The 15,006-nt window shown below is 50.5% G+C and carries 15 protein-coding genes; 11 read left to right on the plus strand and 4 right to left on the minus strand.

Features of this window, described 5'->3' with window-relative positions:
* Nucleotides 1-49 precede the first annotated feature (49 nt).
* From sad to OGY09_RS20065, 7 genes are all read left to right on the plus strand, one after another.
* Nucleotides 50-1,438 carry a succinate-semialdehyde dehydrogenase gene (sad, locus tag OGY09_RS20035; RefSeq protein ID WP_286590874.1) on the plus strand — a complete coding sequence of 463 codons (1,389 nt, stop codon included), beginning with the start codon at nucleotides 50-52 and terminating at the stop codon, nucleotides 1,436-1,438.
* Between the two features lie 103 nt (nucleotides 1,439-1,541).
* Nucleotides 1,542-3,119 carry a methyl-accepting chemotaxis protein gene (locus tag OGY09_RS20040; RefSeq protein WP_032943425.1) on the plus strand — a complete coding sequence of 526 codons (1,578 nt, stop codon included), beginning with the start codon at nucleotides 1,542-1,544 and terminating at the stop codon, nucleotides 3,117-3,119.
* Between the two features lie 62 nt (nucleotides 3,120-3,181).
* Nucleotides 3,182-4,108: a glutaminase B gene (gene glsB, locus OGY09_RS20045; RefSeq protein WP_003832944.1), complete on the plus strand. Its 927-nt coding sequence runs from the start codon at nucleotides 3,182-3,184 to the stop codon at nucleotides 4,106-4,108.
* A complete protein-coding gene (locus OGY09_RS20050; RefSeq protein ID WP_008784753.1) occupies nucleotides 4,108-4,467 on the plus strand; it encodes a DUF4186 domain-containing protein in 360 nt (119 codons plus the stop codon). Before glsB ends, OGY09_RS20050 begins: the two co-directional genes overlap by 1 nt.
* 80 nt (nucleotides 4,468-4,547) lie before the next feature.
* The gene (locus OGY09_RS20055) at nucleotides 4,548-5,075 is read left to right on the plus strand and encodes a GNAT family N-acetyltransferase (RefSeq protein ID WP_032943426.1); all 528 of its coding nucleotides are present in this window, start codon (nucleotides 4,548-4,550) and stop codon (nucleotides 5,073-5,075) included.
* A gap of 106 nt (nucleotides 5,076-5,181) precedes the next feature.
* On the plus strand, nucleotides 5,182-6,633 hold the full coding sequence (locus tag OGY09_RS20060; RefSeq protein ID WP_032943427.1) for a tagaturonate reductase: 1,452 nt from the start codon (nucleotides 5,182-5,184) through the stop codon (nucleotides 6,631-6,633).
* A 215-nt stretch (nucleotides 6,634-6,848) separates the two neighbouring features.
* Nucleotides 6,849-7,763 (plus strand): bestrophin family protein, encoded by a 915-nt coding sequence (locus OGY09_RS20065; protein WP_032943428.1) that lies wholly within the window; start codon nucleotides 6,849-6,851, stop codon nucleotides 7,761-7,763.
* Here OGY09_RS20065 and OGY09_RS20070 read toward each other — a convergent pair.
* The gene (locus OGY09_RS20070) at nucleotides 7,760-8,137 is read right to left on the minus strand and encodes a GFA family protein (protein WP_003832953.1); all 378 of its coding nucleotides are present in this window, start codon (nucleotides 8,135-8,137) and stop codon (nucleotides 7,760-7,762) included. The genes OGY09_RS20065 and OGY09_RS20070 overlap by 4 nt on opposite strands.
* Before the next feature lie 131 nt (nucleotides 8,138-8,268).
* The gene (tam, locus tag OGY09_RS20075) at nucleotides 8,269-9,027 is read right to left on the minus strand and encodes a trans-aconitate 2-methyltransferase (protein ID WP_032943429.1); all 759 of its coding nucleotides are present in this window, start codon (nucleotides 9,025-9,027) and stop codon (nucleotides 8,269-8,271) included.
* 110 nt (nucleotides 9,028-9,137) lie between these two features.
* Between tam and OGY09_RS20080 the strand changes: the two genes are divergently transcribed.
* Nucleotides 9,138-9,659, plus strand: coding sequence for a GNAT family N-acetyltransferase (locus tag OGY09_RS20080; protein WP_032943430.1), 522 nt, complete (start codon nucleotides 9,138-9,140; stop codon nucleotides 9,657-9,659).
* A 9-nt stretch (nucleotides 9,660-9,668) separates the two neighbouring features.
* On the opposite strand, the gene OGY09_RS20085 is transcribed toward OGY09_RS20080, so the two are convergent.
* Together OGY09_RS20085 and OGY09_RS20090 are read right to left on the minus strand one after the other, a co-directional pair.
* Nucleotides 9,669-10,505 carry a DMT family transporter gene (locus tag OGY09_RS20085; protein ID WP_032943431.1) on the minus strand — a complete coding sequence of 279 codons (837 nt, stop codon included), beginning with the start codon at nucleotides 10,503-10,505 and terminating at the stop codon, nucleotides 9,669-9,671.
* A gap of 52 nt (nucleotides 10,506-10,557) precedes the next feature.
* The gene (locus tag OGY09_RS20090; RefSeq protein ID WP_032943432.1) at nucleotides 10,558-10,935 is read right to left on the minus strand and encodes a hypothetical protein; all 378 of its coding nucleotides are present in this window, start codon (nucleotides 10,933-10,935) and stop codon (nucleotides 10,558-10,560) included.
* Between the two features lie 369 nt (nucleotides 10,936-11,304).
* Between OGY09_RS20090 and OGY09_RS20095 the strand changes: the two genes are divergently transcribed.
* From OGY09_RS20095 to OGY09_RS20105, 3 genes are read left to right on the plus strand one after another with little or no spacing between them, the layout of a single operon-like run.
* Complete coding sequence (locus OGY09_RS20095) at nucleotides 11,305-12,918, plus strand: mechanosensitive ion channel family protein (protein ID WP_032943434.1); 1,614 nt, start codon at nucleotides 11,305-11,307, stop codon at nucleotides 12,916-12,918.
* Nucleotides 12,918-14,033 (plus strand): BamA/TamA family outer membrane protein, encoded by a 1,116-nt coding sequence (locus tag OGY09_RS20100; protein ID WP_032943435.1) that lies wholly within the window; start codon nucleotides 12,918-12,920, stop codon nucleotides 14,031-14,033. Before OGY09_RS20095 ends, OGY09_RS20100 begins: the two co-directional genes overlap by 1 nt.
* Before the next feature lie 28 nt (nucleotides 14,034-14,061).
* The gene (locus tag OGY09_RS20105) at nucleotides 14,062-15,000 is read left to right on the plus strand and encodes a hypothetical protein (RefSeq protein ID WP_032943437.1); all 939 of its coding nucleotides are present in this window, start codon (nucleotides 14,062-14,064) and stop codon (nucleotides 14,998-15,000) included.
* Nucleotides 15,001-15,006 lie beyond the last annotated feature (6 nt).

Here is a 15,006-nt window from a genome sequence, read left to right on the forward strand (position 1 = left end):
GTAAATATGCTCATGATATAACCATACCCTGCGATAAAGAGAGGCACTTATGACTATCACAGCAGCAACACATGCGATTTCCATTGACCCTGCCAGCGGTGAAAGGCTGGCGGCGACGCCGTGGGCCAGCGCGGAAGAGATTGATCATGCGCTGAACCTTGCCGCGAATGGCTATAGCGAATGGAAACATACTTCCGTTGAGCACCGTGCGCAAACGCTGCGCCAGATCGGGCAATCTCTGCGCCATCGTGCGGAAGAGATGGCGCAGTGTATCTCACGTGAAATGGGTAAACCCATTAAGCAGGCGTGTGCTGAAGTCGCCAAGTCAGCTGCATTGTGTGACTGGTACGCCGAGCATGGACCGGCGATGCTCAATCCGGAACCTACGCTGGTGGAGAATAATCAGGCGGTGATTGAATATCGTCCGGTAGGAACCATTCTGGCGATCATGCCGTGGAACTTCCCGCTCTGGCAGGTAATGCGAGGTGCCGTCCCGATTCTGTTTGCCGGAAATGGTTACCTGTTAAAGCATGCGCCTAACGTAACCGGCTGTGCTGCAATTATTGCGCAGGTTTTCGCTGATGCGGGTGTACCCGCGGGGGTTTACGGTTGGGTGAATGCCGATAACGCCGGGGTCAGTCAGATGATCAATGACCCGCGTATTACGGCGGTAACGGTGACAGGCAGTGTACGTGCCGGTGCGGCGATTGGCGCTCAGGCTGGGGCCGCGCTGAAAAAATGTGTGCTTGAACTGGGCGGCTCCGATCCGTTTATTGTCCTCAATGATGCTGACCTCGATCTGGCCGTTAAGGCGGCAGTCGCTGGGCGTTATCAGAACACCGGGCAGGTTTGTGCGGCAGCCAAGCGCTTTATTATCGAAGAAGGGATTGCGGCAGAGTTTACTTCACGCTTTGTGACCGCTGCGAGCGCGCTCAAAATGGGTGATCCGCTGAACGAAGAAAACGATCTGGGGCCGATGGCGCGATTTGATCTGCGTGATGAGCTGCACCAGCAGGTAGAAGCCACCCTTGCCGAAGGGGCACGGTTACTTCTCGGCGGGGAAAAAATTGCGGGTCAGGGCAATTACTATGCCGTGACGGTACTGGGCGATGTCACTCCAGAGATGACGGCGTTCCGCCAGGAGCTGTTTGGTCCAGTTGCGGCAATTACCGTGGCGAAGAATGCTGAACATGCCTTAGCGCTGGCGAATGACAGTGATTTCGGCTTATCCGCCACGGTCTTTACTGCGGATGAAGCGCTGGCGCAGAAGATGGCGTCACGCCTGGAGTGTGGTGGCGTATTTATCAATGGTTACAGCGCCAGCGATGCCCGCGTTGCGTTTGGTGGTGTGAAGAAAAGTGGCTTTGGCCGCGAACTTTCTCACTTTGGCCTGCATGAGTTTTGTAACGTGCAGACCGTCTGGAAAAACCGCCTTTGATGGTGTGGGTGCCTCCGCTGGGGGCACCTGTCTTATTTCTGCAATTTTTCTGTCATTTACTCTCCGTACACTCGCGGCTAACGCTTTGATACAGAAGAGTAATATGAACATAACGCAAATTTTCCATCGTCTAATACCCCGTCAGTTCGGTCTGTTAACCGGCATTTTTTGCATTATTGCGCTGTTCTCTGTTTTGCAGGTCGTGTCCTCCTTGATGCTCTCGGCCTCAGTCAGCGACGCACAGCATAATGAAGGGCGTAATCAACTCGCGCTTTTGCAGCAGGCAAAGGTCGATGAAGCGCGGGTGGCGTTATTATCTGCCAGCGATTTACTTAACCGTGCGGGAATTTATTTTATGCAGGATGCCGCCACCGGTTCGGACGGGAGTTGGCGTCCGTTAATGGAAGAGGCGTATCGGGCGCTGGCGCAGTCAAAAAGTGCATGGGATGCCTGGCGGGATATGAAGCCGCAGTCGGACCCGGATCTAACGGAGAGCTATCAGCGTTTTTATAGCGGTATTCAGGAGCAGGCGGATGGGCTGATGCAGTCAGGTTCCATTGATGCGTTTTTTGCCGTACCCGTGCAGGCCTTTCAGACAGACTTTAACGCTAATTACGCGCGCTTTCAGCAGGACAGTGGGCGACATGCGGAAGCTGGGCGTCAGCAGCTGTTGACCAGTCTTGAGCGTTTACAGAATCTATTTTTGTTTATTCCTCTTGTGCTGGTGGTTATCGCCTTTCTGGTCTGGCGTAGTATGTTCCGTTGGGTGATTATGCCGCTGCGACGGCTGATCGATCATATCGATATTTTAGCGGCGGGTGATCTTTCTCGGCCAGCCCCGCAGGTGAGTCAGTTTAATCGGGAAGTGACGCAATTAAGTTCGCGTATTGCTGCAATGCAGCTGGGGCTCTGCGCGCTGGTGCGGCAGGTGAATGATGCCACCACCGCAATGGTAGGAAATATCAACGAACTTGCGCAGAACAATAAACAGCTATACCAGCAGTCGGCAAAACAAAGTGAAGAGTTGAGCACTGTGACATCGCATATTTCGGTTCTGGAAACGCATGTTGAGGATAACAGTGGCTTTGCTGAACTGGCGAATCAACGCGCAGTGCAGGCGCGTGATATTGCGGCAGGTGGAGACCGAATGATGGCGACGGTAAATGCGTCAATGCAGGCGATTGTGACTCGCTCGTCTGAAATGCGAGGGATTACAACGCTTATCGACAACATTGCATTTCAGACAAATATCCTGGCTCTCAACGCCGCAATCGAGGCAGCACATGCCGGGGAGCAAGGGCGCGGGTTTGCCGTGGTTGCGAAAGAAGTTGGGCTGCTGGCGCGAAAAAGCGGTCAGTCTACGCAAAACATTCAGACACTGATTAAACACTCGTTACAGGGCATTGAAGAGGGCTTTCACGCGGTTAACGGACTGGATAAGAATTTGCAGCAGGTTATCGCACTGGTGGAAAACCTCGGCGCGTTACTGAACGACATTTCGACTGCAACGTTAAATCAGGGGAACAGTATTCACCAGTTAACCCGTCAGCTCCATGTCCTGAACGGCGAAGCCCGACAAACCAGTGATCTGGTGAATGCTGCATCTGATTCTTCCTTACAGCTTCACCATGAATCTAACCAGCTTATGCAGGCCGTGGCCAGATTCCGCCTTCCGGCCTGACGCTGCGTATTCAGCTCTGTTATACTCGCAGGCCTTTCATACCTGCGAGCAAGGAGCATGTTGTGGCCAGGGCCATGGACAATTCAATTTTAGAGACCATTGTGCAGCAGGTTCGTCCGCTGATTGGTCAGGGTAAAGTCGCTGATTACATTCCGGCATTAGCCTCCGTCGACGGTTCAAAACTGGGTATTGCTATCTGTACCGTTGATGGACAGCACTATCAGGCGGGAGATGCGCAAGAACGTTTTTCTATTCAGTCGATTTCAAAGGTGCTCAGTCTGGTCGTGGCGATGCGTCACTATCAGGAAGAGGAGATCTGGCAGCGTGTCGGCAAAGATCCTTCCGGTCATCCTTTTAACTCCCTGGTGCAGCTGGAAATGGAGCAGGGTATCCCTCGCAATCCCTTTATTAATGCCGGGGCGCTGGTGGTTTGCGATATGCTGCAAGGGCGTCTAAGCGCACCGCGTCAACGGATGCTGGAAGTGGTGCGGGCATTAAGCGGCGTTTCGGATATCGCCTATGATGCGACGGTCGCGCGATCGGAGTTTGAGCACTCGGCGCGTAACGCCGCTATTGCATGGTTGATGAAATCCTTCGGCAATTTTCACCATGACGTGCCCACCGTTTTGCAGAACTATTTTCACTACTGCGCGCTGAAAATGAGCTGTGTGGAACTGGCGCGGACTTTTGTCTTTTTGGCAAATCAAGGGCATGCCTTTCATCTTGCTGAGCCTGTGGTCACTCCTATGCAGGCCCGGCAGATCAATGCGCTGATGGCGACCAGCGGCATGTATCAGAACGCAGGGGAATTTGCCTGGCGGGTCGGGCTTCCGGCGAAATCAGGTGTGGGTGGCGGCATCGTGGCGATCGTGCCACACGAGATGGCGATTGCTGTCTGGAGTCCGGAACTGGATCCGGCGGGAAATTCACTGGCCGGTATCGCCGTGCTGGAGCAATTAACACAACAGCTGGGGCGCTCGGTTTACTGATGAAAACGCTCGATCCTCTTTTTGCCCGGCTGGCGAAATCAACGTTTCGCTCGCGGTTTCGTCTTGGTCAGAAAGAAAGGCAGTATTGTCTGGATAAAGGGGCGCCAGTTATCGAACAACATGCTGCGGATTTTATAGCTAAACGACTGGCACCTGCGTTTCCCGCCAATGATGGAAAACAGACTCCTATGCGTGGTCACCCGGTATTTATTGCTCAACATGCTACGGCGACGTGCTGTCGAGGGTGTCTGGCGAAATGGCATGATATACCTCAGGGTGTAGCGCTAAACGATGAACAGCAACGTTACGTTGTCACGGTTATTTACCACTGGTTAGTGCTCCAAATGAACAAGCCATAGATAACATTATCCTATGATATCCCCCCTTGTGTTGTGTAATTGTTAAAAGCAGTATGAAGGGGTCAATCTAAGGAGAAACCATGGCTTCCGGCAAACCCTGCTTTGTGCTGAGCGCGGCACAGATTCTGTCGCGAATCGACGAGCTCAGCGATGTTCTTGAACAGTGCGTCAATGACGGCGCCTCCATCAGTTTTATGCTGCCCTTTAATCGCGAAAAATCAGAGCCTTTCTGGATGAAGGTCGCGCAAAGTGTTTCTCGCGGAGAACGGATCGTTCTTGGTACGCAGAATGCGCTGGGGGTGCTTGTCGGTACCGTCCAACTCATTATCGATCAACCCGAAAATCAACCTCATCGTGCTGATGTCGCCAAACTGCTGGTTCACCCCTCAGCGCGACGCGGTGGTCTGGCCCGTGAATTGATGAACGAACTGGAAAGTTGCGCGCGTCAACAAGGTAAAACGCTGCTGGTGCTTGATACGGCGACGGGCAGTGGTGCGGAGTTGTTCTACCACAATTGTGGGTGGAAAAAGGTAGGGGTGATACCTGACTATGCCCAAATGCCCGATGGGATGCTGACCGGAACCACACTTTTCTATAAAACGCTCTAATTTGTCGCCGGGGATTGATCAAAACAGGGTTTCAATGTATTAAAGTTTGCTAACCTATTGGACCAATTCAATCAGGTTGTATGACTAATCATAAAGGGAACCCATTGTGCAAACACTAAATCGTCGCGATTTCCCCGGTGCTCAGTATCCTGAACGTATTATTCAGTTTGGTGAAGGAAACTTCCTGCGCGCCTTTGTAGACTGGCAGGTAGATCTGCTGAACGAACATACCGATCTGAACGCTGGTGTGGTCATTGTTCGTCCTATCGAAAGTTCCTTCCCGCCATCGCTGAGTACGCAGGATGGCCTCTATACCACTATCATTCGTGGTTTGAATGAGAAGGGCGAGGCCGTCAGTGATGCCCGTCTAATTCGTTCAGTTAACCGTGAAATCAGCGTCTATAGCGAATACGATGAGTTCCTGAAGCTGGCGCATAATCCTGATATGCGTTTTGTGTTCTCTAACACCACGGAAGCAGGTATCAGTTACCACGCGGGCGATAAGTTTGACGACGCGCCAGCGGTTAGTTATCCGGCTAAACTGACGCGTCTGCTGTTCGAACGCTTCAGCTATTTTAACGGCGCATTGGATAAAGGCTGGATTATCATCCCTTGCGAACTGATTGATTATAACGGTGATGCACTGCGTGAACTGGTTCTGCGCTATGCTCAGGAATGGGCGCTGCCGGAAGCGTTTATTCAGTGGTTGGATCAAGCCAACGCATTTTGTTCCACGCTGGTGGACCGCATTGTTACCGGTTATCCGCGTGACGAAGTAGCGCAACTTGAAGCTGAGCTTGGCTATCATGATGCATTCCTGGATACGGCTGAACACTTCTATCTGTTTGTCATTCAGGGGCCGAAGTCATTAGCCGCAGAACTACGTCTGGATAAGTATCCGCTGAATGTCCTGATCGTGGATGACATCAAACCGTACAAAGAGCGCAAAGTGGCGATTCTCAACGGTGCTCACACCGCGCTGGTCCCTGTTGCCTGGCAGGCAGGGTTGGACACCGTGGGCGAGGCGATGAATGACGCTGAGATTTGTGCTTTCGTGGAGAAAGCGATCTATGAAGAGATCATTCCGGTACTGGATTTACCACGTGATGAGTTAGCTTCTTTCGCCAGCGCGGTAACCGGTCGATTCTGCAACCCGTATATAAAACATCAGCTGCTGTCGATTGCCCTGAATGGCATGACCAAGTTCCGCACCCGTATATTGCCGCAACTGCTGGCAGGGCAACAGGCCAGCGGTAAGCTGCCGGCGCGTTTGACGTTTGCACTTGCCGCGTTAATTGCTTTTTATCGTGGAGAGCGCAACGGTGAGTCTTATCCGGTTCAGGATGATGCGCACTGGATAGAACGTTTTCAACAGCTGTGGTCCCAGCATCGCGATCGCCAGATAAGTACCGAAGCGTTGGTCAAATCTGTACTGGGTGTCAAAGAACACTGGGAACAAGATCTGACGCAGGTTTCTGGACTGGTGGAACAGGTCTCTGCCGATCTGGATACCATTCTGGCAAAAGGTATGCGTGAAGCCGTTAAGCCACTGTGCTAAGACGACTACCGATAACCCGGCTCAGGCCGGGTTTTTTCTGGATATACATTAGTTACAACATACTATGTGGTTTATATCATAAACCCGGTCTGTGACCTAGGTGCGGCTTCATTTTAAGCAGGGCCAAAGTTGTTGGGATAATGTTGCGATTAACTTGCAACATTGATCGCTATCGCGTCTAATGTGACGGATTTCACATTTTCCCGAAGATAACCATGATCGTTCGTCCCCAACAACACTGGCTGCGCCTGATATTCGTCTGGCATGGTTCCGTATTATCTAAAATTTTTTCACGACTGCTGCTGAACTTCCTGCTCTCCATCGCCGTTATCATCATGTTGCCCTGGTATACGATGTTGGGTATCAAATTTACCCTGGCACCGTTCAGTATTCTGGGCGTGGCGATTGCTATCTTTTTAGGTTTTCGCAATAACGCCTGCTATTCACGTTATGTCGAAGCCCGACACCTGTGGGGGCAGTTGATGATTGCTTCCCGGTCACTACTTCGCGAGGTGAAAACCACCTTACCGGATGACGCCGAACTGGGGCAGTTTGTTCGTCTGCAAATCGCATTTGCCCACTGTTTACGCATGACATTACGTCGAAACCCACAGGCAGAGCCGTTGGCGAAATATCTCAGCGAGAAAGATCTGCAGACGGTATTTGCCGCACAATCGCCAGCAAACCGCATTTTGTTGCTGATGGGGGAGTGGTTGGCCGTGCGCAGACGTGATGGGCAGCTGTCCGATATATTATTTCATAGTTTAAACAACAGATTAAATGATATGTCGGCAGTACTGGCAGGTTGTGAGCGAATCGCGAATACACCCGTTCCGTTTGCTTATACTTTGATCCTTCATCGCACTGTTTATCTGTTTTGTATCATGCTGCCATTCGCGTTGGTGGTGGATCTTCACTACATGACGCCGTTTATTTCAGTGCTGATTTCCTATACTTTTATCTCGCTTGATGCGCTTGCGGAAGAGCTTGAAGATCCGTTTGGTACTGAGAACAATGACCTGCCGCTGGATGCGATTTGCAATGCAATCGAAATCGATTTACTGCAAATGAACGATGAAACCAATGTGCCAGCAAAACATATGCCGGATAAACATTACCAACTAACTTAGTTTCGTTCTGTTTCCCACCATGCTGGTCGCATATCAGAAAACGAATGAAACTCCGGCGCCAGATCTTCATCATTAGGATCGTCAAAAGCACCGGCTAAAAGCGCAATGACCGGAGCGTCATCGATGGCGCCCACGGAACTACCGCACTGAGGGCAAAAAGCCCGACTGGTGGTTTCAGATGAGCGCCAGGTTGTCGGTTTTCCGGCTTTTCCCGTCCATTCTACATTTTCTGCATCAAACTCAATCCAGACGACGGTCGGGGCCCCCGTATGTTTCCGGCATATATCGCATGAGCAGGTATGGGAATTATTAGGACTGCTGGCAGTGAAGCGGATCGAGCCACACAGACACCCACCAATGTAGACTTTAGACATAACAACTCCCGTCAGAAACATGTGGCAAGACACTAGCAGATGCCAGACATAGCCACTAGATCCTTATGATAAAAAGGCGAGGGCGCGCATACTCGGTAGCCCAGTCCTGTGATCTGTCTGATGATAAACGCTTAACTATTGCGTCTGGCAACAATAAACAACCGCGGAAATGCCAGCAAAATATTGCCGTTTTCCTGCAACGGATATTGATCCTGAAGCAGTTCATGGTAGCGAGCCAGGTAATGACGCTGCTCGCTTTCGCTCAAATCCTGCAACCAGGGGCGTAGTCCCGTTGAGCTTACCCAGTCGATAATCGCCTGATGCGAATCCATAATGTGATAATACGTTGTACGCCAGATATCTACATCACAACCCGCTTCGGTCAAAATATCATAGTAGGCGTGAACGCCAGGAAGCGGAGCACGCCCCCGGTCGGGGTAATCTTGTTCATAAGCCACTTCGCGCATCAGTACATGCGTGGGCTCCAGCCAGTTATCCGGCATTTGCACGGCCAGAACACCGTTGTGACTCAGTTGTGAGACCAAATGTGGGAATAATTCATAGTGATCGGGCACCCACTGTAACGACGCATTTGCATAAAGCAGATCCACGGGATGCTCGGGCTGAAACTGGCTAATATCCGCTTCGATAAAATGGCAGTCAGGTAATGCGTTGCGCGCTTCATTCAGCATAGCAGGTGAAGAATCGACACCTGTTGTCTTTGCCGTGGGCCAGCGCTGATGCAGCAATGCCGTACTGTTTCCCGGACCACAACCAAGATCAACAACTGAGCGGACATTTTCTAACGCCACACGGCTGAGTAATTCTGCTGCGGGTCTTGAACGTTCAGTTGCATATTGCAGATAAAGCGAAGGGTTCCAGTCGGCCATGTATAAATCTCCAGTATGAGAGGAAAAGTCGGAAAAGGACGGTATAAGACCTTGCCGATGAGCCACTTATTTTAGAAGATTATATGAAAATGAATGATAAGGGCAGGAATATGCTGGAAACATCAAGGTTGATATTACGACAGTGGGAGGCTAAAGACCGAGCCCCTTTTGCTGCACTCAATGCCGATTCTGACGTGATGCATTTTTTCCCCGCGCCACTACAGAAAGCTGAAAGCGATAACCTGGCCGATAGATTTAGTGAAGGTATTGCAGAACGCGGCTGGGGATTTTGGGCCGTAGAGCTAAAAGAAACACACCAGTTTGTGGGCTGTGTGGGGTTGCATCCACAACCTGATAAATTTCATTTTTCACCCTGTACCGAAATTGGCTGGCGCCTTGCTAAAGCATACTGGCACCAGGGTCTGGCGTTAGAAGCCGCACAAGCGAGTCTTGCATTTGCTTTTGACGTACTGGCGCTAAATGAAGTCGTTTCATTTACTTCCGTGCTGAATAAACCGTCAGAGAATCTGATGATACGACTTGGTATGAATAAAACAGAAGAGTTTACGCATCCCGCGTTGCCGCCAGATCATCGATTGGCACAACATGTTCTGTATCGTCTTTGCCGATAATTAATCAGTCTATTTTGATCCTTTTCTCATATCAGAGAAAATAACTAAGCCAATTCCAGCCAAAATAATGACGCTTGCGAGAAGGATTCTGACGGTGAGCGTTTCGCCCAAAAATATGATCCCACCGAGAGTGGCCAGACAAGGTACGCTGAGTTGAATAGTACTGGCCGTTGTGGACCTGAGTAAGGGGAGCAATGAATACCACAGCAGATATGCACCTCCCGATGTAATTGCACCAGAAAGCACGCCCAGAACTAATCCATATATATCAATATGAAGATGTGAGCGGAAGAACAGAGGGATAATCAATGCGACCGGGATTGCCAGGATGAAATTCCCCCCGGTTGAGGCAGCCGCATCCGTGATTTTTTTCCCTGTGATACTGTAGAAAGCCCAGGCTAACCCAGCAATAACCATCATTAATGCAGCATACAAGGAAGGGCGTTCTGCACCAGGAAGCAGCAATATGGCTATTCCAGCCAATGCTCCGAGTATTCCTGTTATTTTTAAAATTACGAGCTTTTCTCCCTGAGCTATCCCCCATACTGTCATGACGAGCTGAACGGTACCAAAGAGCAGCAGGGCACCAGCGCCGGTGCTGAGAGAAACATAGGCAATGGAGAATGAAAAAACATAGATGCAAAGTAGCAGGGCATTTAACCACTTGAACTCAAATTTTCTGCTGTCAGATGTTATCGTAATAAATAAAAAAAGGGCAATTGCGCCACTTATCAACCGGAGACTGCTGAATGAAATAGCATCAGCATGCATCCCCTTCAACGCGAGTCGGCAAAGTACGGAGTTGCCGGCAAATGCGACCATTGCGATGATGATTCTGATGAGCAAGATAACGTCCTTTAGTCGATACGATAATTAGCGCAAGATGCAGGTGTTGTCTTTAAAAACAGGTGTGTTGATTAACATAATTGCCAACATCAACGACTCTATTCGTGTTGGGATTGACATTAAGAACGACAAAACGCATTTGCGGGCAGAACAGCTCTGCACTTTTCTTGCTGCACTCAGTTTGTAGCCATCGATGCTCACCCTGTTCGGTTACAACCGTGTTCACGTTTCCGTATTCGCTGCACACAAAACCTTTTTCAGTTGCTCTTTGCCTTGCTGCCTCCAGGCTCAGACCAATAACATTCAGCTCATCGACCTCTTTGGCATGTGTGCTGTCGGAAACACGGGTTAATGTGCAGCTCGACAGCGTAGAGGTAAATAGTAGCAAGAGCATGAAGCGTAGGATGGTTTTGCTTTTTTTGTTTCGCATTGTCCGATATGTACTCAATTTTATTATCGTATTTCTGAAAGTAAGTGAAGTCACCTGGTTCAGTATATAACGAACGATTACATACCATTGCTTAAAAATCAAAAATGTGCGGCTTTATATTTTTAAATGAAAGCTACCAAAGCCAGAATCTCATGACGTAATAATTGAGACTATGTACTTTTGCTCAGAGGTATGCGTTTCAAATTAGCGACGATAAAGATAAGAGCCTTCCCAGAGTTCACATCAAATGAAGATCTCATTCTGACTAACATTGCGTAAGTGAAAGGCTGGTCTATGCTAAAAAAAGCAATCAAATTTGCGTTGGCTTTTTGAATAATAACGATAATTCTCGTGTTTTCGGTGGCGAATATGAACAGGATTGTGATCGCTTTTTTAATGTGCTTTCTTTCCTCTTTGGTTGTTAACACATATGCGGCGGAACCTCGTCAGGAGCCCACCGAAAAGGAACGCGCGCGAACGGTTTATATTTTTCATCAACCGATTGTCATGCTCCAGGCGAAATTCGGCCTTACCACGCCAGAAGAACGGGTGCTGCGCATCCGCAATACGCTACGAAATTTCACTGAAGCCGATGTTCGCGAACCGCTACAGGTTGTGTCGGTCACGCGTTATAACCAGCCGGGAAGGCTTATCGTGATGAACGGTAAACCAGTGATGTTGCTGACACAAGGCGATCTCGACGAAGGAGACGATCTTACGCTCGACCAGGCGGCTCAGCGCGTACTGGCGCGCATGGAGGCGCAGCGGTCTGCATTGAGCGATCAGTATAACAGCGGCTGGCTGGCGCTGTCGGCGGTGAAAACGGTGGCTGGTTTGGTGGGACTGGTGCTGTTTTGGTTCGGTGCATACCGTTCCTGGCGTTGGGTCAGACGCGTTTATCGTCGTCGCATTTTTGAGAACAAAAGCTGGATCCCCCAGAGTTGGCGGCGTTTTATCGGCGCTATCGAGACACGCCTGTATGCACTGTTGATGATCCTGCTGGGTATCGTTGCACTTTACGTTTGGCTGAGTTGGGTCTTTAGCCTGTTTCCCTGGACGCGCGTCTGGGGAGAGTCCCTTGGTGACTGGTCTGTACGCGTAGTGCGTGATATTGCATTGTCGATTGTCTCAGCGTTACCTGGCTTGATGATCGTCCTGATCATTTTTCTCATCACTGCGTTCATACTGAAGCTGCTTAAGGTGGTTCTCAACCAGGTGGAGGCAGGGCGTTTGCAGTTGCCTGGAATTCATCCTGAAACCGTGGGCGCAACCCGGAAGTTGATCTCTGTGGTGGTGTGGCTCTTTGCGCTATCTGCAGCCTATCCCTTTTTGCCCGGTGCCAATTCACTGGCGTTTAAAGGTATCAGCGTTTTCTTTGGCCTGATGCTCACGCTGGGGTCGGCCGGGGTGATGAACCACGCAATGAGTGGACTGGTTTTGATCTATTCGCGCGCGCTGCGCAAAGGCGACATGATTCGGGTAGCGGACAACGAGGGATTGGTAAGCGAAATTGGTATGCTCGCGACCAAAATTATTACTCGTGAAAATTACGTGGTCACAGTGCCAAATGCGGTAGTGGTTAGTGGAAAAATTACTAACCTTAGCGCGCAAAGCACCAACGGCGGCGTCAACCTGACGGTCGGCGTTACCATTGGCTACGATACGCCCTGGCGCCAGGTCCACGCAATGCTGGAGTTGGCAGCCAAGCGGGCCAAAGGAATCGATCTTTCACAGCCGCCGTTGGTGCGTCAGCTGAGTCTGATGGACTGGTATATTTCCTATGAATTGCAGGTGCGCCTGCTGCCGGATGTATCTCTGGCCGATGCCCGTAATGAACTGCATAGCAATATTCAGGACGTCTTCAACGAATTTAACGTGCAGATTATGTCTCCGAATTTTGTGCTACAGCCAGAAAACAGCGTGATGGTGGCCAAAGAGAATTGGTATACCGCACCCGCAACACCGCCAGAAGGCGGGAAATAATGCGTTGGCTTTTTCTGCTAATTCCTCTGCTGTGCTGGCGCGCTATGGCGACAGGGCTTATTGATCCTGAAGACGGCATGGTGGACATGAGCCGTTATTTACAAGAAAACCCGTACGGTTTTCTACCGATTCCGCTGGTTATTACCGAACCGGCCGTTGGTTATGGCGGCGGCCTGTTCGGTCTGTTTCTGCATGGCAAGGGACGACAGGTTGATGGGCAGTTTATTCCTCCGGCCATGAGCGCGTTTGGCGGTGGCGGAACGCAAAACGGTACCTGGTTTGTAGGTGGGGGGCATCGCCACACCTGGCAGGATGACCACATTCGCTATCTGGTTGCAGGAGGCTATGCCGATGTCAATCTGGATATATATTCCGGTGACGTATTGGGCTTTGGCAATAACCGGGCCGTGGAAACCGAAACTCGCGGTTATGGCGGTATGCAAAAGCTTCTCTTTCGCGCAGGGGATTCTCCCGTTTTTCTGGGAGCATCACAGTTCTGGGCAAAGATGAATATCTCCGCCCGCAATAATCCGCTCGTCAACCAGGTATGGCGGCAGCTATTGGGTGAAAGCAGCATCACCTCTGCATTGGGGCTGGTAGCGGAATACGACACAACTGATAACTTCTTTTGGCCCGGACGCGGGCTTTCTCTTAGCGGCGAGTATCAATTCTACGGCCACTATCTTGGGGGCGACTATCGCTACGACCTGCTGACGCTCGAAGGCAAGTTTTTCCTGCCACTGAACGCCGACTGGACGCTTTCACTTGCAGGGGACTATCAAACGCTGTCGCAGCAGGATAAACATCTGCCACCAATGGCGCGCCCTTATATCGAACTTCGTGGTATCTCTCGCTATCGCTACCAGGGGGATGACGTGAGTACCGTTCAGACGCAGTTAGCCTGGCAAATGTCGTCGCGTTGGATTGTTTTGGGTTTTGTCGGTGCTGGAAGTGTGGCAGACAGTACATCAGAGCTTTACCGTAGCGCAGAAGTGGCCTGGGGCAGTGGTATTCGATATTTGATTGCGCGCGAATACGGACTGCGTACCGGTGTAGATGTCGCTTTTAGCGATAACGAACAAGCAGTTTATTTTAATGTTGGCTCTGGCCTGTAGGGATGAGCGGAATGAATGAGGACAAATAATGAAATGGTTCCACGCGGTTGTTCCGTTGCTGTGGGTTTCCGGCGTGGCCAGCGCAGCTGAAACTGATGCCAGCATGTTTCCGATTTGGGGCGAGGAGGCCAGGGCGCGGGGATATGCCATTCCGCTACCGTTTGGCATCAACCTGAGCTATATGAACATGCGGCAAAATATTGATGTCGATAGCATCAGTTTTTCCGGACTGGCGCTTGGCAATCACCCGATTCCTGTCGATATGTTCAATATTGATGCCGGCCATACGCGTGAACAGAGCAAAACTGAAAACCTGCGTCTGGACATGTGGGTCTTCCCGTTTTTGAACATTTACGGGCTGGTAGGGCACACACGCGGATCGTCGGTCTCGAATGTTTCAGTAGATGCAGACCCTTCGCGCTACACCGGTGTTGACCGCATTATCGCATCATCTGTGCATCAGCTTTATCAGAGCGGTGAGCTACAGGATATTGATTTTGTTCTCGATTTTAAAGGCACAACCTGGGGAACCGGTATTACTTTGGCAGGAGGATACGAAAACTGGTTTGCCTTGGTGGATACCAACTATACCCGTACTGATTTTGACATTCTGGATGGCAAAATTTCAGCCCTTACCGTGTCTCCCCGTGTTGGATATCGCTTTAAATTTCAGGGGCCGGTGGGCGAATCGCATCTGAGCGTCTGGGTGGGGAGTATGTACCAGAATGTGCAGCAGGAGTTCAGGGGTAGCCTCTCCGATCTGCATATGCCCGCTGAGCTTCAGCCACTGATCCAGGCCGTAAACCAGGATGGCAACGGGCGATTTGATGTTAAACAGAATCTGACCTCTCCGTGGAACATGCTGCTGGGGACTCAGTTTGAAATGACACCACAATTTAACGTCCTGACGGAGTTTGGATTTAACGAACGCAATAGCTTCTTTATTGCCGGTGAATATCGCTTCTGATGAACG

The organism is Citrobacter sp. Cpo071, from assembly GCF_030332765.1.
Lineage (GTDB): Bacteria > Pseudomonadota > Gammaproteobacteria > Enterobacterales > Enterobacteriaceae > Citrobacter > Citrobacter portucalensis.

What these genes read in the sequence shown, in the direction of transcription:
- OGY09_RS20050 (WP_008784753.1), top strand. Translation starts at nt 4,108, where the DNA reads ATGAAAACGCTCGATCCTCTTTTTGCCCGGCTGGCGAAATCAACGTTT.
- OGY09_RS20065 (WP_032943428.1), top strand. Translation starts at nt 6,849, where the DNA reads ATGATCGTTCGTCCCCAACAACACTGGCTGCGCCTGATATTCGTCTGG.
- OGY09_RS20090 (WP_032943432.1), bottom strand. Translation starts at nt 10,935, where the DNA reads ATGCGAAACAAAAAAAGCAAAACCATCCTACGCTTCATGCTCTTGCTA.
- OGY09_RS20105 (WP_032943437.1), top strand. Translation starts at nt 14,062, where the DNA reads ATGAAATGGTTCCACGCGGTTGTTCCGTTGCTGTGGGTTTCCGGCGTG.
- OGY09_RS20080 (WP_032943430.1), top strand. Translation starts at nt 9,138, where the DNA reads ATGCTGGAAACATCAAGGTTGATATTACGACAGTGGGAGGCTAAAGAC.
- OGY09_RS20100 (WP_032943435.1), top strand. Translation starts at nt 12,918, where the DNA reads ATGCGTTGGCTTTTTCTGCTAATTCCTCTGCTGTGCTGGCGCGCTATG.
- OGY09_RS20070 (WP_003832953.1), bottom strand. Translation starts at nt 8,137, where the DNA reads ATGTCTAAAGTCTACATTGGTGGGTGTCTGTGTGGCTCGATCCGCTTC.
- OGY09_RS20055 (WP_032943426.1), top strand. Translation starts at nt 4,548, where the DNA reads ATGGCTTCCGGCAAACCCTGCTTTGTGCTGAGCGCGGCACAGATTCTG.
- OGY09_RS20040 (WP_032943425.1), top strand. Translation starts at nt 1,542, where the DNA reads ATGAACATAACGCAAATTTTCCATCGTCTAATACCCCGTCAGTTCGGT.
- OGY09_RS20095 (WP_032943434.1), top strand. Translation starts at nt 11,305, where the DNA reads ATGAACAGGATTGTGATCGCTTTTTTAATGTGCTTTCTTTCCTCTTTG.
- tam (WP_032943429.1), bottom strand. Translation starts at nt 9,027, where the DNA reads ATGGCCGACTGGAACCCTTCGCTTTATCTGCAATATGCAACTGAACGT.
- sad (WP_286590874.1), top strand. Translation starts at nt 50, where the DNA reads ATGACTATCACAGCAGCAACACATGCGATTTCCATTGACCCTGCCAGC.